The organism is Castellaniella sp., from assembly GCF_034675845.1.
Lineage (GTDB): Bacteria > Pseudomonadota > Gammaproteobacteria > Burkholderiales > Burkholderiaceae_B > Castellaniella.
The window spans coordinates 26,228-47,485 of the sequence record NZ_JAUCCU010000002.1 but is presented as its reverse complement, the minus strand read 5'-3'; the positions used below and the strand labels follow the sequence as shown (position 1 = coordinate 47,485).

Sequence of the window (21,258 nt, the reverse complement as noted above, 5' to 3'; positions counted from 1 at the left end):
TCCATATCAGGCGGGCAGATGCGCCATCATCTGAGCAAAGGTCTTCGGGCCAGCGGCCAGCACATTGCCGGACGTCAGCCAATCCTGTTCGCCATGAAAATCGGCGATCAAACCACCGGCCTCCAGGATGAGCAGGCTACCGGCAGCCATGTCCCAGGGTTTCAAGCCCATCCCGCAAAAACCATCCAGGCGCCCACAAGCCACCCAGGAGAGATCCAGCACGGTGGAACCCGTGCGCCGGGCAGCGGCGCAAGCGGACAGCAAAGGCACAAAGGGCGAACCGGCGGGCAAGGCCGTGGACTGCGGAATATGCGATGCCAACAGGGCATCATGGTAGCGCAGGCAGGACGACACCCGCACCCGACGATCATTCAAAAAGGCGCCGCTACCCCGGCTGGCCGTGAACATTTCATTACGGGTAGGGTCATAAACCACGGCATGGTGCGCCACCCCACGATGCATCAAAGCGATGGACACCGCATAATGCTGGAAACCGTGGATGAAGTTCGTGGTGCCATCCAAAGGATCGATGATCCACTGGAATTCGGGCTCCTCGGTGCCGCTCAGGGCTTTCAATACCCCGGATTCTTCGCCCAGAAAGCCATGCTCTGGATAGGCTGTGCGTAAAATGTCGATGATGGACTCTTCGGACGCACGATCGACCTCGGTGACATAGTCTTTTGGGCCCTTGCGGGCCACATTCAGGCGTTCGAGATCCAGGCTGGCGCGATTAATGATGGCGCCTGCGCGGCGTGCCGCCTTGATGGCGGTGTTAAGCATCGGGTGCATAAGTTTCCAAAGATCACAGGTAATAAGCTGCTATTTTAAATGACTCTACCAGTTTCCTCCGATTCTCCCCAATCCGGGACGGATCTCTTTGCGCGAGTGCGCTTCGTCATGGTCAGCCCCAGCCACCCCGGCAACGTCGGTTCGGCAGCGCGAGCCATCAAAACCATGGGCTTCCAGGCCCTGCATCTGGTCACGCCAGGCACCCCGGATGTGCAGCAGCACCCCGACGCCCTGGCCCTGGCCAGCGGCGCTACCGACGTGCTCGCACAGGCCTGTATCCACAATAGTTTAGCGGACGCCCTGGCCCCCACCACCCTGGCCTTTGCCCTGACAGCACGGGCGCGTGCCCTGGGGGCTGCCCCATGCGATATCCGCGAGGCCGCCGTACAGTCCGCGGCGGCGCTGACCCACCCCGACGCACAGATCGCGATTGTGCTGGGCACCGAACGCTCGGGCCTGTCCAACGACGAAATCCTGCTGTGCCAACAGATCTGCCACATCCCGGCGAACCCCGCCTATAGCTCCTTGAATGTCTCCCAGGCGCTGCAGCTGGCTGCCTGGGAAATGCGCTATGCGCTGTTGCCAGCCAGCCGACAGGCCCGGCTGCCCGATACGCACGGACGCCATGACCCCGGCAGCGATCCGGCCAGCAGCAGCCGGGTACAGGCAATGCTGGATCATCTGGAACAAGCGCTCGTGGCCGTCGAATTCCTGGACCCTAAACATCCCAAAAAACTGGTGCCCCGCATGCGCCAGATGTTGACACGCAATGATCTCAGCGCCGACGAAGTCGACATGCTTCGCGGCCTATGCACAGCCATGCTCCGCACCGCACGCCTGGCCCATCCCCAGCAACCAGACTGAATCCACTATGTTTGAACAACTACGCGAAGACATTGCCTGCATCCATGAACGTGACCCAGCCGCCCGTAGTCGCATCGAAATCCTGACCTGTTATCCGGGCCTGCATGCCATCCTCATTCACCGGACGGCCCACGCCCTGTGGCGGCGGGGCTGGTATTGGGCGGGACGTTTCATCTCGCATCTGGGGCGCATGCTGACCGGCATCGAAATCCATCCGGGTGCAGTCATCGGTCGACGGGTATTCATCGACCACGGCTTTGGCGTGGTCATCGGCGAGACCGCTGAAATCGGCGACGACTGCACGATTTACCAAGGCGTCACACTGGGCGGCACCCGCCTGTATAAAGGCGAAAAGCGCCACCCCACGCTGGAAGCCGGGGTGGTCGTGGGCGCGGGGGCCCAGATCCTGGGGGGCTTTACCGTGGGCGCCCATGCCCGGGTGGGCTCCAACGCGGTGGTCATCAAGCCAGTACCCGCCGGGGCCACGGCTGTCGGCAATCCTGCCCGCATCATCCTGGCCGAGGACCATGCCGACGACACCGAAACACACGCACCCGAGCAGGCCGCAGACGCATCAGACCTAGATGCCCACATCGCCCCCCAGGCAAGTCCTGCGGGCAACACAGCCAACACACCGGACGCAGCTCACCACGCCGCCGCCCCCGCAGACGGCCTGCCCTGTCAGTCCGACTGGACCGCCCGCCCCTTGCAGGAATTATTGCAACGCGGTCGCCCTGAGACATCGGGGGCCGCCGATGCGCAGGACAATAACGATTTTGCCCCCTATGGTCTTAGCCGCTCAGACGACGACCCCTTGGTCAAGGTGCTGCACGAACTGATCAACCACACCGCCCAGCAAGACGCCCGCATCCATCGCCTGTGCCAAGCCATGGAAGACCTGGGCCAGCGGGTGGAAAACGGTCAGCGCCCGCTGGATGTCGAGCGCCTGAACCGCATGGTGGACTAGGCCGCATGTTCTTTTGAAAGCGTCCGCACTTCGCGCAATGGAATGGGGCTGCGCAGACCTGCCTGGCGCAGAGCCTGCGGGGCCTGGCGCTGCAGATCGAACAGCACGTCCCAATACGCATCGGCATTGGCCCAGGCGCGGATATTGAGCATGACGGTGCTATCACGGTATTCCATCACCATCACCTGCGGCACCGGGTCCGACAGCAGGCCCTGGTGCTGGGCAGTCAAGTTCTGCAAGGCAGCCAGCGCAGCGTCCAGATCATCGTCGTAGCGCACCGCCACCATCACATCCAGACGACGGGTTTTATTGCGGCTGTAGTTAACGATGGGATTGCCCCACACCAAAGAATTGGGCAGCAGCAGGTGGATGCCATCGGTCTGAACCAAGCGGGTCATGAACAGGCCTATTTCATCGACCGTGCCCATGCCTTTGCCCTCGACTGAGACAAATTCGCCCGCCCGCACAGGACGCAGCACCAACAACATGATGCCAGCGGCAAAATTCTGCAAAGTCCCCTGCAGGGCCAAACCAATCGCCAGGGCGGAAGCCCCCAACATCGCCACCAGGCTGGCGGTCTGCACCCCCAGGCGCGCCAATACAGCCAGCAGGACCACCGTACGAACAGTCCATACCGTGACACTGCGCACAATCGGAATGACGGTCGGATCAACCCGTGCGGAATGATTCGTCAATCGGCTGACCCAACGCCCCAGAAGATTGGAGACCATCCAGCCGATGATCAAAATAACCAGCGTCACGGCCAAATGCACGGCCATGCTGCTGAGATCGGGCATGCTTGCCCAAAATGCTTGAAGACTTTCCATCATATGAACCGCCAAGAGGACTGAGACAGAAGAATTTTACCGTGTCATATTTATCCACGCAGATTGTGGACAATGTCATGGACAAGTATGGGACTGATCAGTTTTATCAATATAAATCAACAAGATAAAATCACTGATAAGAATTTGACCAAGCCTTTGTGAACGGCTACCTGCCCGACTTATCCACTCGGATTGTGGATAAGCCCATGGATAAAACAAGGGTTATCCCTGATTCATGACTGAGATCAACGACTTAGGCACAGCGCGCAAAAAACAGCCCCTGCCTGGGACTTGTCCCCCGGATCTGTGGACAAAACATGGGATAAGCTGCGGGTATCTTGTCAGTGTTCTATAAGATCAAAGACTTAAGCGGCAGGGGCTATCAATGACCACCTGGGGACCTTCTTGATGATGCGGCGGTGGTTACATAAATGACTGACTGAATTTTTCAGCGCAACCTAAAATTGTCTTCACACCTCTTTATGCGTGCAGGGCTTTTCGGCCTCTGCTGTCAGCCATCGGCCCATTGCACAAGCACACCATGTCCATACCACGCCTGCGCATCCTATCCATCATGATTGCCTTGGTCAGCCTAAGCGCATGCAATGATGGCTCCTCTGTAGCCGACACCACCATCCCGGCTGAAAATGTCACTCGGGCAGTGGCTCAACTGGACGGGCTGGCCGCAGAAATCATGCACAGATCCGGCATCCCGGGCATGGCAGTCGCTGTCGTGCACCAAGGAAAAACCGTTTACGCCAAAGGCTTTGGCGTGCGCCAAGCAGGCACCGATGCTGCCATTGATCCGAATACCGTATTCCAGTTGGCGTCCATTTCAAAATCCGTCGGGGCCACGGTGGTGGCCAGCCAGGTAGGCAAGGGTCTGATCACCTGGGACACCCCCATCACCAGTCAGCTCCCCTGGTTCGTCCTGGAAAACTCGGACGCCCCCCAGGCAGTCACCATCGGCGACCTGTATGCCCATCGTTCCGGGCTGCCAGAACACGCGGGCGACGACCTCGAAGATCTAGGGTTCCAACGCCGCCAGGTACTGGAGAGACTTGGGCACCTGCCCACCAAGCCACTACGCAGCAGCTATGCATACACGAATTTCGGGCTGACCGCAGCAGCGGAAGCCGTTGCACACGCAGCCGCCACCGACTGGGAAAGCCTGTCCCAGCGCGAGATCTATCAACCCCTGGGCATGCATTCCACCAGTTCCCGATACCTGGACTTTATGGCACACGAAAACCGGGCCAGGCCACATATCCAGATCGACGGGGCCTTTGTCCTGAACCCTCAACAACGACAGCCGGACGCCCAATCGCCTGCCGGCGGGGTCAGTTCCAGTGTGCTGGACATGGCCCGCTGGATGACCATGGTCTTGCACCAAGGCAAGGTCAATGGGCAGCCACTGCTTCCAGCGGACGCCCTGGCACCCGCCCTAAGCCCCCAATATCTGACCTCACCAGCCACCGAAGAAAACCCCAGCACAGGCTATTACGGCTACGGCTTCAACATCACAGTTCCCACCGCAGGACACATACGGTACGGCCATTCCGGTGGATTCAACATGGGGGCGGCCACCAACTTCAGTCTGCTACCCGATGCCGACACCGGCATTATTGTCCTGACCAACGCCCTGCCAGTCGGCGCGGCAGAGGCGCTGGGCATGATGTACATGGACCTGGTCCAGTATGGCAAAATCACCCGTGACTGGTTGACAGGCTATCAGGCCATTTTCGCCCAGGAACTAGCCCCATTCGGACAACTCGCGGGCCAGAATTTCCCCGCAGCCCCTACCCTCCCACTATCTTTCAACGCCTATGTCGGCACCTACGCCAACGACTACTATGGCCAGGCAACAATCACTGAAAAAGCAGGGCAGCTCATCATGTCCATGGGCCCTATCGGCACAGAAAAAAACATACCCCTGCAACACTGGAGCGGCAATGTTTTTGTCTTTGATGTGGGTGACGAAATGGCCTCTGCCGGATCAAGATCGGCAGTCAGCTTTGCCATCAGCCCCAGCGGCATCAGCAACAGCCTGAGCATTGAGCTCTATGAAAAAAATGGGCGCGGCACGCTGATGCGGCAGTAAACAGTCGCCCATATTTTTCCTGGCTACGCCTTGCGGCTATTTTCCTGCAACAGGCCAGGCCTGCAAGAACGCCAGCAGCACATGGGCGGCGTTATCCGCCGCAATCTGCAGAAACACATGCATCTCGTTTTCGCCGGACCCGCCGCCCGCCAGATCGCTAAGCGAGCGAAACGCGATAAATGGGATGCCATTGGCGTCGGCCACCATGGCGCAGGCCGCACTTTCCATATCCAGCACATTGGCCTGGAACGTATCGTACGCATAGCGACGATAAGCCGCGTTATCCACAAAAGCCTGGCCGGATACCCCATTGCCCCCGACCACCAAGCGCGGCGCCTGACGGACACACTGCCCCTGGGCGTCGCAAGACTTCAAAGGCACATGCTGAATACTGCGTGCGACTTCCAGCATCCGAGGATCGGCCTCAAACCAGAATTTTTCCTGGAATTCTGGCTGGCCCGCCCGACGCACCCGCACATCGCGAGGCTGCATCATCCCGTAAGGCGCAAACTGAAATTTTCCCTTTGAGGCAGGTGCCTGATACTGGCCGGGCGCAGTCTCGCGCATCATCACGACTTCCAGATACTGCCCCCAACGCTGCGGCACACTGACATCGCCCAAGTGCAGGCTGGGATTGACCCCACCCGCAATCCCGCTGAACACCAGATGCGTCACCTGAAACCGATCAAACAGCAGTTGGGTATTCATGGACGCATTGACCATGCTGATGCCGCTAAGCAGCAAGACCACCGGGTGGGATTCCAACACGCCCGTGGTGAATTCCACACCATTCACCATATAGCTCTGTGGATTCTGCAAACGCTGACGCAGCAAGGCAAGCTCTGGCGCAAAGGCCGACATAACGGCGATTCTTGGGGTGTCATCCAGCAGACCAAAGGCGGGGCTATCCTGAGTGCCCGAAGCCGTCGCAGACACTGCTTCGGCCCCCAACGGCAAAGTGCCACCCGGCATCTGAGCGCAGGCCGCCAAGCCGGCGACCAACAGGCCAATCAAAACACAGCGGCACCGCCGCACCCAGGAAAATAATTGCATGATGGTGGCCTTTGTGATTGTCGATTCAAGAATCATACAGGCTGTGCGCGGTGGGCTTTGTACGGGCGGCTGGAACGGTCTTTGGGTGGGCAATAGAAAAAGCCCAGACGCTGCCACACCTGAGCCATCCCGGAGGTAGGGGTGGAGGCTGTGGCAGCAGCTGCTCCCCCGATGGAGGGTTTATTTTAAGCTGATTCAGCGTCGAGGCTTACAGTAAAGAAGTGAGGGGCTGCTTATGCGGACAAAGAGTCAAGGGGTTGCACTGTTTCCAGTGCAGTTTGCAATTGAGGGTTCAGTTCTGCCGTGCGCAGTTCAAACGCTGTCTGAAGATTTAGCCAGGACCGCGCGTCACCGCCGAAATAGCGGCTGAACCGCAAGGCTGTATCAGCCGTGATGCCGCGCCGTTCCAGCACGATGTCATTGATGCGGGATGGGGGAACAAGCAGATAGCGAGCCAAGGCATTGGCGCTCATGTGCAAGGGCTTCAAGTAGTCCTCGCGCAGGATTTCACCTGGGTGTATAGGCCGCATGCCGTTTTTGATCATGGTGTACTCCGTGGGCTCAGATGCCATGGTATGAAGTGGCCCCCTTTCTAAGCTGCCTGTGCGGCAGCCAACGGATCGTCGACGCGGCCCTTGGCGTATGTGACTTTCTAAGCTGCCTGTGCGGCAGCCAACCTGATATTCGGCCCCATCAGCCCGTTGCTCCGTTTCTAAGCTGCCTGTGCGGCAGCCAACTCGGGCAGCGAATTGGCGGCTTCGATCAGCAATTTCTAAGCTGCCTGTGCGGCAGCCAACGGCTCAAGTGTGACGAATGCCACGCCGTGTTCTTTCTAAGCTGCCTGTGCGGCAGCCAACTGTACGTACGCGCCCGTGCCGCACTGTCTCAGTTTCTAAGCTGCCTGTGCGGCAGCCAACGTGATTTTGTTGATTTCTGCTGGGCTAGTGTGTTTCTAAGCTGCCTGTGCGGCAGCCAACCCCAGGGCGGCAAGGGCCGCGCCATCCTCAAGTTTCTAAGCTGCCTGTGCGGCAGCCAACACCAGCGGTCCCGCGTGGTGATAGTGCCGATATTTCTAAGCTGCCTGTGCGGCAGCCAACTTGGCCATTGACCTGCAGATGACCATGTTGCATTTCTAAGCTGCCTGTGCGGCAGCCAACACATCGGCGCCAATGCCCACCCAATCATGTTCTTTCTAAGCTGCCTGTGCGGCAGCCAACGAGTCAGTGCAACAGGCTTTGTCTAAGGCTATTTTCTAAGCTGCCTGTGCGGCAGCCAACTTCAGAGTCCCCGGTGCGCAAATCTTCGCGCATTTCTAAGCTGCCTGTGCGGCAGCCAACCTATCAGGGGACGCTGAAATTGTACGGGTCAATTTCTAAGCTGCCTGTGCGGCAGCCAACCAGATCAGCCGTGTGATCGTGGGCCTGGTGCTTTTCTAAGCTGCCTGTGCGGCAGCCAACTGTTAATGGGCCGAGTGCGGGGCGGTGATACATTTCTAAGCTGCCTGTGCGGCAGCCAACTTCAGAGCGCCAAACAAGCGGCTGCGATCATCTTTCTAAGCTGCCTGTGCGGCAGCCAACGTCTCGAATTGATTTTTGTTTAGCTGCTCCATTTTCTAAGCTGCCTGTGCGGCAGCCAATAATCTTGGTCAGGCGAAGGCGCTGGCCGAGCATTTCTAAGCTGCCTGTGCGGCAGCCAACGGCATGATTCGCGGCTGCGGCAATGGCGGCAGTTTCTAAGCTGCCTGTGCGGCAGCCAACAAACAGGGCGTCCGTGAGGGACTGGCCGACTTTTTCTAAGCTGCCTGTGCGGCAGCCAACCATGAGTACGACCCAGCGGCTGAATGCCCCACTTTCTAAGCTGCCTGTGCGGCAGCCAACGACACACGGGGCTTATTGGCACGACTGGATCTTTTCTAAGCTGCCTGTGCGGCAGCCAACATTTTCTCTGGCTGTCACGGCCCTATAAGAATTTTCTAAGCTGCCTGTGCGGCAGCCAACGACGTCATTTCGTACGTCGTCGATTTGCCGTGTTTCTAAGCTGCCTGTGCGGCAGCCAACCTGGCCAAGCGCCGGATGCGGAAAGGATGGATTTTCTAAGCTGCCTGTGCGGCAGCCAACGCATTGCAGCGACGATCTCAGATTTGCGCCCATTTCTAAGCTGCCTGTGCGGCAGCCAACCTTGGAACTGGCCGGGGTCGAGCCGCCCAAACTTTCTAAGCTGCCTGTGCGGCAGCCAACCAGATCCAGTCGATCGGCAATGCCTTGAGTTCTTTCTAAGCTGCCTGTGCGGCAGCCAACGTTGGGCGTAGATGCGCAGCTGAGCAACCTGTTTTCTAAGCTGCCTGTGCGGCAGCCAACTCAAGAAAAGTGATGATTTGGCAATTTCTCGCTTTCTAAGCTGCCTGTGCGGCAGCCAACCAATCGGATGAACTCCATCGGGCGACCTGTAATTTCTAAGCTGCCTGTGCGGCAGCCAACGAAAAGGCGGGCGGTTCGTTCAACATCGGCAATTTCTAAGCTGCCTGTGCGGCAGCCAACAATCTCGCCCTGATTCATCGTGATTTCAACTTTTTCTAAGCTGCCTGTGCGGCAGCCAACGTGGCGGGCGGCCGATGACTGATTGGATTGATTTTCTAAGCTGCCTGTGCGGTAGCCAACATCGACCTCGGGCTTTGCCCCGTACATCAGCGCTTTCTAAGCTGCCTGTGCGGCAGCCAACTGCCTTGCTTCAGATCGCCCGACAGCCGGTCCTTTCTAAGCTGCCTGTGCGGCAGCCAACGCGGCGCACGCGCTTGCGCACCTCCTCGGCTGTTTCTAAGCTGCCTGTGCGGCAGCCAACGTCAGTGGCAAGTCATTGCGAATCACGTTGATTTTCTAAGCTGCCTGTGCGGCAGCCAACTCCTGGGCGCTGGGCTGCGCCTGGGCGGCAACTTTCTAAGCTGCCTGTGCGGCAGCCAACGACATGAGCACATTCATCGACATCCGCGAATTTTTCTAAGCTGCCTGTGCGGCAGCCAACCGAGCAGGCCACTGGGGGCGAAACGCCCACATTTTCTAAGCTGCCTGTGCGGCAGCCAACGACTGGATCTGGAGCGCTTGCTTTTCCGCGTCTTTCTAAGCTGCCTGTGCGGCAGCCAACGGTTTGGCGGTAACGGCGGCCTGGGCCTGGGTTTTCTAAGCTGCCTGTAAAGTGGACCCCGGAATCGAGACAGCGGTTTAAGCTGCAATCCGAGGAGGAAAGCAGCGTGACAGAGGTTAAGAAACGCAAGGTTCACAGCGCAGAATTCAAGGCGAAGGTGGGCATGGAAGCGATCCGCGGGGAGAAGACGCTCAACGAAATAGGACAACAGTACGGTGTGCATCCCGTGGTGGTCAGCCAGTGGAAGAAGGCAATCCAGGAACAGGCAGCCACGCTGTTTGCCAGCAAGCGTGGCCCAAAGCCTGCAGAGCACGCCGACGAGGACCGCTTGTACAGCGAGATCGGGCGCCTGAAGATGGAATTGGATTGGCTCAAAAAAAAAGTCCGGACTATGAACGCAGACGTACGGATGAACTGGGTCATGCAGGACACGTCCCTGCCGATTACTCGCCAGTGCGAGCTCGCGCAGGTGCCCCGGGCAACTTTCTATGGCCGCAGGCCCGCCAATCTGGCCAGTGATGAAGACTTGCTGTACATGCGGCTGATCGACGAGGAGTACACCCGCCACCCGTTCTACGGCAGCCGCCGCATGGTGGTATTTCTGCAGCGTGGGGGCCACGAAGTGAACCGCAAACGGGTGCAGCGTCTGATGCGCGTCATGGGCCTGGCAGGTATGGCGCCGGGTCCGGCAACCAGTCATCCACACCCCCAGCACAAGATCTATCCGTACCTGCTGCGAGGTTTGCAGATCGTGCGGCCCAATCAGGTCTGGAGCACTGATATCACCTATATCCGGCTGGCGCGTGGGTTTGTCTACCTGGTGGCTGTCATCGACTGGTACTCTCGACGGGTACTGGCCTGGCGCATCTCCAACAGCATGGACACGGCGTTCTGCGTGGACTGTCTACAGGAAGCATTGGATCAGCATGGACGGGCGTGGGCGTGCGCTGGACAACATCTTTGTGGAACGGCTCTGGCGTAGCCTCAAGCACGAGGACATCTACCTGAAGGGCTACAGTACGGTGGCTGAGCTCACGCTCGGACTGGTCGAATACTTCGCGTTCTACAACGGCGAGCGGCCCCATCAGGTACTGGGAAACCGCACTCCTGACGAGGTCTATGCCGATGGTATTGGCGGCGGCGCCAGGATTGCTAATCACTTTGACCGGGACGGAAATCCTTCCAGCCCGGTCGCATCGGGGCAGCGCCGTTCGGCTGCAGTAGAAGCAATGGATTTAGCTTAAACCCGGATGAAATCTGTCTTGACAGATGGGTCCACTTTACTGTGCGGCAGCCAACCTACGCATTGAGCGGGCCAGCGCTCCATCCCATTTCTAAGCTGCCTGTGCGGCAGCCAACCTGGTCGTCTTTCATCCTGCTGCTCATTCTTCTTTCTAAGCTGCCTGTGCGGCAGCCAACCTGGCATCCGATTGTCGTTCGCGGCTGGCCCTTTTCTAAGCTGCCTGTGCGGCAGCCAACGAGCTGCATAATGAAGCGTGGTGGGATTTCCATTTCTAAGCTGCCTGTGCGGCAGCCAACGCCCAGGAAACCCTGCCCGCTGTCTTTGGCCATTTCTAAGCTGCCTGTGCGGCAGCCAACCGCTGGGCTTCCAAGCGCATGGCCCTGTCGGCTTTCTAAGCTGCCTGTGCGGCAGCCAACATGTCGCTGCGTCGATGGGTCAGGACGCCATTTTTCTAAGCTGCCTGTGCGGCAGCCAACAACGCTCTGCGTAGACGAAAAGAACGCTACCGATTTCTAAGCTGCCTGTGCGGCAGCCAACGGTCAACGTAACAACGTCCGTCCGATACTGATTTTCTAAGCTGCCTGTGCGGCAGCCAACGATCACATGAACGACGCCCAAGGCTATTTTTTTTTTTCTAAGCTGCCTGTGCGGCAGCCAACTTGCCGTGGACAGCCGGGCCTTGTAGCTCTCATTTCTAAGCTGCCTGTGCGGCAGCCAACACCTAATTAAGACTCTCCGAGTTCGCATGGAGTTTCTAAGCTGCCTGTGCGGCAGCCAACTGGTATCAGTGGGACTTGATCTGGCGTCCCGTTTTCTAAGCTGCCTGTGCGGCAGCCAACTTTGGCTGTCGGTGTGCTACGCGGGCAGGAGTTTTCTAAGCTGCCTGTGCGGCAGCCAACGCGGCGACTGATAACGTCGCGCATGTGGAATCTTTCTAAGCTGCCTGTGCGGCAGCCAACGGCTGTTCGATCCATGCTGCTACCGGGCTTATTTTCTAAGCTGCCTGTGCGGCAGCCAACGGGGGCCGTCATCATCCCCGGCTGGTTCGGTTTTTCTAAGCTGCCTGTGCGGCAGCCAACGCGGACGAGGCCGCGCTGTTCCAGCACATCATTTTCTAAGCTGCCTGTGCGGCAGCCAACGGGATCTCTGAATCCACGCTGAAGCTGGAACATTTCTAAGCTGCCTGTGCGGCAGCCAACGGGTTTCCATCGCCACATGCTGGGGGCAGTGATTTCTAAGCTGCCTGTGCGGCAGCCAACATAATCCTGATGATCCGCCAGTAACTCGGTCTTTTTCTAAGCTGCCTGTGCGGCAGCCAACAACAACAGCGGCGGTGATGCCAAGACTGTCACTTTCTAAGCTGCCTGTGCGGCAGCCAACATGCCAGATTATGTCCTGATCCTCACCAAAAATTTCTAAGCTGCCTGTGCGGCAGCCAACTCGTGAGCTACGAAGATCCGCGCACTGAAGCTTTTCTAAGCTGCCTGTGCGGCAGCCAACGGTTGGCTGGTCATGCGCATCAGCCCTGTTAGTTTCTAAGCTGCCTGTGCGGCAGCCAACATGGTGATGATTTCTTGTGCGGTCTTTTTCATTTTCTAAGCTGCCTGTGCGGCAGCCAACCATGTGTGCCGTGAAACATGTGTGCCGCTTCATTTCTAAGCTGCCTGTGCGGCAGCCAACGCGGCAACAAAACCGCATCTGACCTGGTAATCTTTCTAAGCTGCCTGTGCGGCAGCCAACAAATGCCGCGACACATTCCAAGCGGCGGTCAATTTCTAAGCTGCCTGTGCGGCAGCCAACAAATGCCGCGACACATTCCAAGCGGCGGTCAATTTCTAAGCTGCCTGTGCGGCAGCCAACGCGGCGATGACCCGCGAAGAATGGCTAAACGATTTCTAAGCTGCCTGTGCGGCAGCCAACGGGCAACGCAATGGGACGTAGGGCTAAGAATCTTTCTAAGCTGCCTGTGCGGCAGCCAACTACGCTGGCCCTGGCCCCTGAATGGTTCGACTTTTCTAAGCTGCCTGTGCGGCAGCCAACGATCATCCAGGGCATCATCAGGTCCGGCGCGTTTTCTAAGCTGCCTGTGCGGCAGCCAACGCAGTGTTGGCTCAAGTGAAAGATGCTGTCATTTTCTAAGCTGCCTGTGCGGCAGCCAACGCCATGCGATTTGTCGGCCCAAAGCGCAGCCATTTCTAAGCTGCCTGTGCGGCAGCCAACTCAACACGGTAAATTCGATTTCGACGGGCTCTTTTCTAAGCTGCCTGTGCGGCAGCCAACGGGCGATCCATGCCGCGCTACGCGGTTCCTGGTTTCTAAGCTGCCTGTGCGGCAGCCAACTCGGCTCATCTGCGCTCGACGCATTCGGTGCGTTTCTAAGCTGCCTGTGCGGCAGCCAACTCAGCCGCAACCGGGACCTGGCCGCGACTTTCTTTCTAAGCTGCCTGTGCGGCAGCCAACAACCACTACATCATGGGTTACATGGCGGGTAGTTTCTAAGCTGCCTGTGCGGCAGCCAACTTGGATGCGCTCACCAACCCGCAATCGACGCATTTCTAAGCTGCCTGTGCGGCAGCCAACCGACGCGCCGCCGCCGCGTGATGCAGCGCCAGTTTCTAAGCTGCCTGTGCGGCAGCCAACGCCGTGCCGTGCTGGAAATCCTGGGCCAGATCTTTCTAAGCTGCCTGTGCGGCAGCCAACATTCTTCTGGGCTACTTTCCACACCCCGGATTTTTCTAAGCTGCCTGTGCGGCAGCCAACCTGCGTATGCCGACGCTTGGCGAGATCGAGTGTTTCTAAGCTGCCTGTGCGGCAGCCAACCATGCCGAAAGCAGCATCCAGCGCACCGATGATTTCTAAGCTGCCTGTGCGGCAGCCAACGAGGGTGGATGGGAAACCTGGATGGAAGACAGTTTCTAAGCTGCCTGTGCGGCAGCCAACTGGGCACGATGTTGGTGACGGCGACCGGGGACTTTCTAAGCTGCCTGTGCGGCAGCCAACTTGCCGACAGCGGTAATCAATAGCCTGGGCGATTTCTAAGCTGCCTGTGCGGCAGCCAACCTTAGCCTTGTGGCATTCGACGCACCTGATGCTTTCTAAGCTGCCTGTGCGGCAGCCAACTGCGCCTGACGGAGCCTGCCGAGGTCGGGGATTTTCTAAGCTGCCTGTGCGGCAGCCAACGCTCTCCAAAGATGCGTATACCCGCGAATTGATTTCTAAGCTGCCTGTGCGGCAGCCAACTATGGGAAGACAACTTTGGGCCTATTCCAAAATTTCTAAGCTGCCTGTGCGGCAGCCAACTGCTCGCCCACGCCACCGGCCCTGGCGGCTTTTTTCTAAGCTGCCTGTGCGGCAGCCAACAGTCGCGAAGTTGGGCGAAGGGTACGAAGTTGTTTCTAAGCTGCCTGTGCGGCAGCCAACGTCTGCCTGGACATCAGCTACATGGGCTTGATTTTCTAAGCTGCCTGTGCGGCAGCCAACCCCTGACAGACAGATTTCCATTTCAGCAGCCCTTTCTAAGCTGCCTGTGCGGCAGCCAACTTGGTATGGAACACCGGGCCGGCATTCAGTGCTTTCTAAGCTGCCTGTGCGGCAGCCAACGCCCTTATAGCTACATGGGAAGGCCGGTCGCTTTTCTAAGCTGCCTGTGCGGCAGCCAACGCCGGCAGGTAGCGATTGACTTCATCCTCAAATTTCTAAGCTGCCTGTGCGGCAGCCAACGTCCATCTTTTTCCTGGCGACCGATGCAGTATTTTCTAAGCTGCCTGTGCGGCAGCCAACGTCGTGGTGGCAGGCACCTGGCCGTCCATGCTTTTCTAAGCTGCCTGTGCGGCAGCCAACGTCTACGCCGCCGCGATGGCAAGGCCATTTCATTTCTAAGCTGCCTGTGCGGCAGCCAACATACGACCGCGACCACAAGCCCATCGGCCATTCTTTCTAAGCTGCCTGTGCGGCAGCCAACGTACGTCGTGGACTTGCCGTGGCGGGTCTTCGTTTCTAAGCTGCCTGTGCGGCAGCCAACCGCCCACAATCTCGCCGCGCCCTTTCGCGAACTTTCTAAGCTGCCTGTGCGGCAGCCAACCAGCAGGACGCTGCTGTGCGGGGCGCTGTGAGTTTCTAAGCTGCCTGTGCGGCAGCCAACTCTGCCGCAGGGCGAGGGCGCACGATGCCTGATTTCTAAGCTGCCTGTGCGGCAGCCAACTTTAGCCGGTCTTTGATCTGCGTAATAACCCCTTTCTAAGCTGCCTGTGCGGCAGCCAACGTGGCGGGCAATAATGTCGATGAAATCCTCACTTTCTAAGCTGCCTGTGCGGCAGCCAACATTTGGAGAAACGCGCGGAGCGGTTCGGGACAGTTTCTAAGCTGCCTGTGCGGCAGCCAACTCATGGCCGTGAAGCTCTTGCACGAAATGACATTTCTAAGCTGCCTGTGCGGCAGCCAACGGGTCTCCGGCAACGCCCGGGTCTACGGTCGATTTCTAAGCTGCCTGTGCGGCAGCCAACTTGCCGAGGGGCATGTATCCCGTACCGTCATCTTTCTAAGCTGCCTGTGCGGCAGCCAACGGGTTTCCATCGCCCCATGCTGGGGGCAGTGATTTCTAAGCTGCCTGTGCGGCAGCCAACTGGGTCATCTGCTCAATTGACGAGTAGAACTGTTTCTAAGCTGCCTGTGCGGCAGCCAACTGTGGCGCTGATGCCAAGCGCGATCATTTCCATTTCTAAGCTGCCTGTGCGGCAGCCAACTGCGAGTGCAAACGAATGTTGCCGAGCTGATTTTTCTAAGCTGCCTGTGCGGCAGCCAACCGATGTGTTTAAACGATACGCGATTGCTCGGCTTTCTAAGCTGCCTGTGCGGCAGCCAACGCAAGGCCGCCCCCTATAGCACCAGCGCCGGTTTTCTAAGCTGCCTGTGCGGCAGCCAACGTACCGGGCGATTCGCGCTTGGCCAGCGTCATTTTCTAAGCTGCCTGTGCGGCAGCCAACGGTGCGGTGGTAGTACGCCGCAGCCTGAACGCTTTCTAAGCTGCCTGTGCGGCAGCCAACAATTCCTTGAAATCGTCGGCGTGGCCGGGACGTTTCTAAGCTGCCTGTGCGGCAGCCAACATGTTGCCCTGGTGGCTGTAGCCACCGGCATGATTTCTAAGCTGCCTGTGCGGCAGCCAACATGAAGGGTTTGAAACGTGGTCAATGCGCCGTTTTCTAAGCTGCCTGTGCGGCAGCCAACTTTCATCGACCCGGTGAAATTGCGTCAGTTCTTTTCTAAGCTGCCTGTGCGGCAGCCAACCTACGGGTCTGCCATTTACTCTGCGATCAATGTTTCTAAGCTGCCTGTGCGGCAGCCAACTACGCAGCGACCCAAGGCCAATATGGCACTGCTTTCTAAGCTGCCTGTGCGGCAGCCAACGCTTTGCCGCTTACGGCCCCGCATTGCGGGCATTTCTAAGCTGCCTGTGCGGCAGCCAACGTTGCCGATGCGCAACGGCGTCCTGCACCTTGTTTCTAAGCTGCCTGTGCGGCAGCCAACTTGTGGCCGTGACCGTGACGCCGGACATGGTATTTCTAAGCTGCCTGTGCGGCAGCCAACATGGCGGCTCGTACTTGTTCTTCGGTGTAATATTTCTAAGCTGCCTGTGCGGCAGCCAACACGGCGGTATGGCCTGACAATACCTGCGCTGGTTTCTAAGCTGCCTGTGCGGCAGCCAACTAGATAAAAAACCTCTCAACTCATTGATTTTTAAAGATCAACAAAGAACCAGGCACTGAACACCCAAATTTCTTCAGTGTACGTAACCCATTGATTTAAAAAGGCGCTAAAAAACTCATCAAAAAAGGGTTAAAACCACGGAACCGTCGCTTCCTGGCTTAATCCATAAGCATTGAAAACTCCACCAGATGCCTGCTTCTCTGGTTCACTCAAGTCCAGAAACAGACAAAACACACGCCCTGTACTAGAACTACGCATCTGCACATAGGGCAGTCTTGGCTGCTGCTCCACGCTATCGGGGATGGCCTGGGCTGCTTGCTGATAGGTTTCTCCCTTCCGCTGCATCCGCCGTCGACGCAATCGGTCAGCATTTGTTTTGAACTGACGACGCAACAGTCTACGATGCTCGATACCAGAGGGCACGACAGACACTGCCCCTAGCGCCACATGATCACGCATCCCACGCAACCAATCCGTACCTAGCAAAACATTCAGCTCTGCCAGGCTGCCATGCAGCCGCATGATTTGACCCAAGGAGCGCGGCTGCATGCTGTAGTTTGGAAAGCTGACCCCAACTCCTTGCGCACTCAAGGTGGCCAACGCACGATGCAGCTTGGAATACAGCGCGCTCAACAAGTGCGTCTGGCTAAATTCTGGATCGGGCAACAGCTCAATATCGACATAGTGAGTGCTCATACCTCACTTCCCCGCATCGCCAAAGACACCACCTCGAATCAGGATCGCCATGACGAAGTGCTGCTGAACCAAGTCCGGCACCTTGTCCTTCAAAACCCAGTCATCAAACAAATTATAGAAATCAAGGCTGGGCTTGACCTTAGGCTGACGATAGGCTGTGCCCCGTGTAGTAACAGAACCATAGGGTTCGGCCGCAATCGGACCCAACTCATCAGCCCCGATATACCAATCATCAATCGTGCGAATTGCATTACCCAGCTTCTGGGAATGGATTGCTGCCACACCATCGACCGCATAAAGGGTCTTGCTCTTGTCGCCCTTGCCGCGTTCCATCACCAACTCTTGGGAAGGAAAAACTTCTTGTCCGGCGCCAGTCCGCACAAAGGCGGTCACCTGCAGCAGGACATGGCGTTGGCCTGCCAAGCCTTCAGCAATGAGGGCAGCAACGGCATCACGATCCGCTTTTGCCTCTCCTGCATCAAAGTTTCTCAGCCCCAATGACAGCGCATCAAACGTCCAGCTTTGTGCTGCCTTTCCCTGTTCTACCAAAGAGATGATCACCTGAACCTGCTCGGCACCGATCCGATTCCGCCACAAAAAACGGCCATTCGCCAGATTATGGGCATATCGGCGCGCCAGCTCATCAAAGCCATTAGCCGCGATATAGCCATCCACCACCTGACTTAGTTTGGTTTCATAGTCAGCACTATTACATGCGGAAGGCCGACCCGTTCCTGGCAGCACGCGCAAGGTGAAATCCACCTTCAGCGTATCCATATCCGCCGGCAAAGCAGCAACATCCACCGTCTGAAGGTTGGGGTTTTCGATGGCAGCATCCAATTTGGCGGGATCTTGTTCTGCGGTCTTTAGGCGATTGGAAATCGTGCCGCGCACGGACTTCTCTCGGATTGCCAACGCAACCCAACGTGCAGCATTGTCTTGATCATCCCATTGACCAGCAAAAAACAAGGCATCAGACGGATCAAGCTTGCGTTCAAAAGCAAGGACAGAAGCAGTTTTCAAGGACATGGCAAATTCCCTTTTCTCAAGAAAAATAGATTGGCATTCAAACAGCTTCCGCCTCCATCGGCGGATCGCTTAACAATTCCTGGGACTCCCCATCCATAGGCAAAGGAGGGACATAAGCATTGCAACAACGATACACGCCCCCTTCCTGGCATTCCCCCCACCACAATAGTTCCCGTACGTTCTGCAGGCGATGCGGACTGATCCACTGACCCATCGAATACACGCTTTCAACAAAACGAAATGGGGTATTTGAGTCACGCGCATGAGCTACCTGTCCGCCTTCATGCAGATCAGATAGCGCACCATAGCCAACCGGAATCGGCACAATCCAGCCTGCCCCAGCAGGCCGGTCATGCGCCCAGATAATCTGGTCTTTTCCGCCTTTTGATTCTTTCCGACTACGGTAATTGAATCGAGATAGATCCAGCCAGGCATCCAATGTCGTCGCCTGAGGGTCCTGTTGTTGCAGTTGCCTCAAGCGCTGTTTCAATAGATCATCCCGGCTGACTAAAGCAAACCCCGGCAGCCAGCCACGCCGTAGCCGTCGGAAAGTTCTGCTTCGGCCATCAGCATCATCCGGCCAGGCAAGCAGCTCAGGTGCTACGCGAATCCCAGGGGCAGGCTTAGGCGGCAATACCGCTCCGCCAGCAATACGCATCAAGCCCACTAAATCTCGAATATCCCAGGCCATCCTTCCCAAGGGCGCCTGATCACTTTGGAAAAGAACATGGCCCTCATCCGGCTGCATGATCGCACTAACCTGAAGCACCAGTGTCACTTCCAGATGAATGCGACCTTCTTCGACAATGGCAGCAGTGCTGCCATCCTTGCCAAGCGGATTTCGAGTCAGATGGAAGGTCTTGACATAGCCATCGGCAACTTGTTCCTGGTGCCGATGACAAATGACGCCAATTTTTTCTGGCTTCAATGGGATCCCAGCTGCTGCCAGCTTGCGACCCAAAGCCCACATGAAACCTAGAAAAGCTGTCATGGACGGAAAACCATGCGTCAAAGGGCTGGAAATGGCATTGGCATTCTGAATGCGTAGACGTGGCAGAATCAGCAGCCCATCGGGATCAATATTTTTCTGGCTCATTCCTTCCCCCGTCTTGTCGGTATATATCGGGGCGCATCCAGATCGCCTCGCAATTCATGCAACGCAGCCGCCCAACCAGACTCATCCACCAACAATTCTTTTTTCCAGTAGCGATGCTCAACATCGCCGACGCTGGGAAAGTGCTCGTGCAAACGCCCATTCAGCCAGTTAGCAAACCGATGGCCGATTTGCGCAGGCCAATCCATGAATAGCCATTCACTACGAAAGTCACCGTTTTCCTTAGCCCGCCCTGGGTCCAGCCAAAGCTGTTCTTCACGAGCCAGCACACAGCGCGCATCTGCTGTCCACCCTGCGGGCAGGCGTCGCTGGCATTCCCCCGCCATCGACACCAGATCATCGATCAGATCGCCCACATAAGCATCTACCCGACTGCGGGTTTGCACATTAGATGGGGGATCTTTCTTCAAGAATTCCAGCAAGGCGCGCACACTGATTCTGGTACTGCCGTACCGCATCAAGACAGGGCCAAAAACTGATGTGACGCCCCAGAGCTGCCGGGGCAGATTGTCGTTCCAAACGGGGGGTAGAGAGCCCAGCAGATAGCTAATGCCGCCTCTTTCGCTGGTCAGCTGCGAGATATTTTGAGGTTTCGTGCCGCCCAGTTTACGAACCGCCAATGCAGGATATTCCCGCAATACCCCTTCGTGTTCCTGGCCAGCACGACGCGCTGCACGCGCTGCCTTGGTTGCTTCGCCGAATCTATCTTCTTGTACCGTGTCGTGCACTGCCTGTACGAAAGATGTAGGATACAGAGGCGCCAATAAATGATACTGAGCATCGTCGGCCAAGTCCTCGCCCGTCAACCAATACATCTGCTTGGCCAATGCATGGCTTGCGACCTCATCGTCACGCGCCTGGGTCAGGCTGATAAACGCAGACTGCCATTCGTGCGCTTTGGATTCATCGCTGCTGAGTGCCTGCATGGCTGCTGGATCGTCAGCCAGCAGCCAATCCAATAGGGTACGGCCATCCACTTCCAGTTTCAGGAATTTATAGACATCCAAGGCAGCAGCATTGCCCACTACATCACTGGAAAAGCCCACACCCAGCACATGGCTGCCGACTTCCTGCCGCGTCGGCATGTCTGCAGGGTCAACGTACAGATTGGTTCCCCGCGCATCTGGATGGATGGCTTTCAGGGAATGCGTCACTGCCTGAATTTGCCGAACCCGCCTGGCCGCGTCTTCAAGCCAGGCTTCTGGCTGATATTGCGCAATCAGATCATCGCGCTTTGGGTCATCTTCAGGAAGTTTCTCCAGCTTGGGTTGCAAGCGCTCCCGAAGAAAAACATCAATCACCTCTCGACATCGTCGCCCGCGATCTTTATTAATGACTTGAGCCATCTATCTCCCCTAATACCTATTGGTCTTCACCTGGTATTACTCTAAAATCCCCCAAGCAGCACAAGAATGCTACCTGGAGGACCTGATTTAGGGCATCAAAGCCCTAATAAGCAGGTAATAAGGGCCGATGCATGCTGGCCATCACTTGTCCCTCCTTATGTCCACGTAACCTGTGGTCGGTAAGCTGTTCGCTTGTGATGTAAGGCCTGATGCATGAGGGCAGAAAACCAATACATCAGGCCTCTTTTAAGAGCTCTTGGAATATTTTCATCCAATTAACCTTAAGGCGTACTACAGTACCTATGATAAACCTGTACTCTATAATAGCAGAGATTCCTTTTGTCGCCCAGAGATCGCAGAAAAACCCTCGCTTTGCTCAAAAGAAATT

Annotated in this window: 11 protein-coding genes, 1 pseudogene and 2 CRISPR repeat arrays; of the genes and pseudogenes, 4 read left to right on the top strand and 8 right to left on the bottom strand. The window is 57.2% G+C overall.

Features of this window, described 5'->3' with window-relative positions; translation table 11 throughout:
• Window positions 1–6: 6 nt before the first annotated feature.
• Window positions 7–789 (bottom strand): inositol monophosphatase family protein, encoded by a 783-nt coding sequence (locus VDP81_RS11815; protein WP_322997011.1) that lies wholly within the window; start codon window positions 787–789, stop codon window positions 7–9.
• A gap of 39 nt (window positions 790–828) precedes the next feature.
• Between VDP81_RS11815 and VDP81_RS11810 the strand changes: the two genes are divergently transcribed.
• Window positions 829–1,653 (top strand): RNA methyltransferase, encoded by an 825-nt coding sequence (locus tag VDP81_RS11810; RefSeq protein ID WP_322997010.1) that lies wholly within the window; start codon window positions 829–831, stop codon window positions 1,651–1,653.
• Window positions 1,654–1,660: 7 nt separating this feature from the next.
• Entirely contained in the window at window positions 1,661–2,620 is a 960-nt protein-coding gene (gene cysE / locus VDP81_RS11805; RefSeq protein ID WP_323012460.1) for a serine O-acetyltransferase, read from the top strand.
• Here cysE and VDP81_RS11800 read toward each other — a convergent pair.
• Window positions 2,617–3,450 (bottom strand): mechanosensitive ion channel family protein, encoded by an 834-nt coding sequence (locus VDP81_RS11800; protein ID WP_323012459.1) that lies wholly within the window; start codon window positions 3,448–3,450, stop codon window positions 2,617–2,619. The two genes, cysE and VDP81_RS11800, sit on opposite strands and share 4 nt — an antisense overlap.
• A 538-nt stretch (window positions 3,451–3,988) precedes the next feature.
• Here VDP81_RS11800 and VDP81_RS11795 point away from each other — a divergent pair.
• Window positions 3,989–5,548 carry a serine hydrolase gene (locus tag VDP81_RS11795; protein WP_323012458.1) on the top strand — a complete coding sequence of 520 codons (1,560 nt, stop codon included), beginning with the start codon at window positions 3,989–3,991 and terminating at the stop codon, window positions 5,546–5,548.
• Between the two features lie 36 nt (window positions 5,549–5,584).
• Here the strand turns inward: VDP81_RS11795 and VDP81_RS11790 are convergent, their stop codons facing one another.
• Window positions 5,585–6,601 (bottom strand): 5'-methylthioadenosine/S-adenosylhomocysteine nucleosidase, encoded by a 1,017-nt coding sequence (locus VDP81_RS11790; protein ID WP_323012457.1) that lies wholly within the window; start codon window positions 6,599–6,601, stop codon window positions 5,585–5,587.
• A 233-nt stretch (window positions 6,602–6,834) separates the two neighbouring features.
• Window positions 6,835–7,146 (bottom strand): HigA family addiction module antitoxin, encoded by a 312-nt coding sequence (locus VDP81_RS11785; RefSeq protein ID WP_323012456.1) that lies wholly within the window; start codon window positions 7,144–7,146, stop codon window positions 6,835–6,837.
• A gap of 44 nt (window positions 7,147–7,190) precedes the next feature.
• A CRISPR array of direct repeats spans window positions 7,191–9,739; the repeat unit is 28 nt; unit sequence TTTCTAAGCTGCCTGTGCGGCAGCCAAC.
• A 163-nt stretch (window positions 9,740–9,902) separates the two neighbouring features.
• Here VDP81_RS11785 and VDP81_RS11780 point away from each other — a divergent pair.
• Window positions 9,903–10,983, top strand: a pseudogene (locus VDP81_RS11780) (IS3 family transposase).
• Between the two features lie 86 nt (window positions 10,984–11,069).
• Window positions 11,070–16,685: direct repeats of the CRISPR family, unit length 28 nt; unit sequence TTTCTAAGCTGCCTGTGCGGCAGCCAAC.
• Between the two features lie 129 nt (window positions 16,686–16,814).
• Here VDP81_RS11780 and cas6f read toward each other — a convergent pair.
• From cas6f to csy1, 4 genes are read right to left on the bottom strand one after another with little or no spacing between them, the layout of a single operon-like run.
• A complete protein-coding gene (cas6f, locus tag VDP81_RS11775; protein WP_323012455.1) occupies window positions 16,815–17,381 on the bottom strand; it encodes a type I-F CRISPR-associated endoribonuclease Cas6/Csy4 in 567 nt (188 codons plus the stop codon).
• A 3-nt stretch (window positions 17,382–17,384) separates the two neighbouring features.
• Window positions 17,385–18,410 (bottom strand): type I-F CRISPR-associated protein Csy3, encoded by a 1,026-nt coding sequence (csy3, locus tag VDP81_RS11770; RefSeq protein WP_323012454.1) that lies wholly within the window; start codon window positions 18,408–18,410, stop codon window positions 17,385–17,387.
• A gap of 37 nt (window positions 18,411–18,447) precedes the next feature.
• A complete protein-coding gene (csy2, locus tag VDP81_RS11765) occupies window positions 18,448–19,506 on the bottom strand; it encodes a type I-F CRISPR-associated protein Csy2 (RefSeq protein WP_323012453.1) in 1,059 nt (352 codons plus the stop codon).
• The gene (csy1, locus tag VDP81_RS11760; protein ID WP_323012452.1) at window positions 19,503–20,870 is read right to left on the bottom strand and encodes a type I-F CRISPR-associated protein Csy1; all 1,368 of its coding nucleotides are present in this window, start codon (window positions 20,868–20,870) and stop codon (window positions 19,503–19,505) included. The genes csy2 and csy1 overlap by 4 nt, the downstream gene beginning before the upstream one ends.
• Window positions 20,871–21,258: the final 388 nt, after the last annotated feature.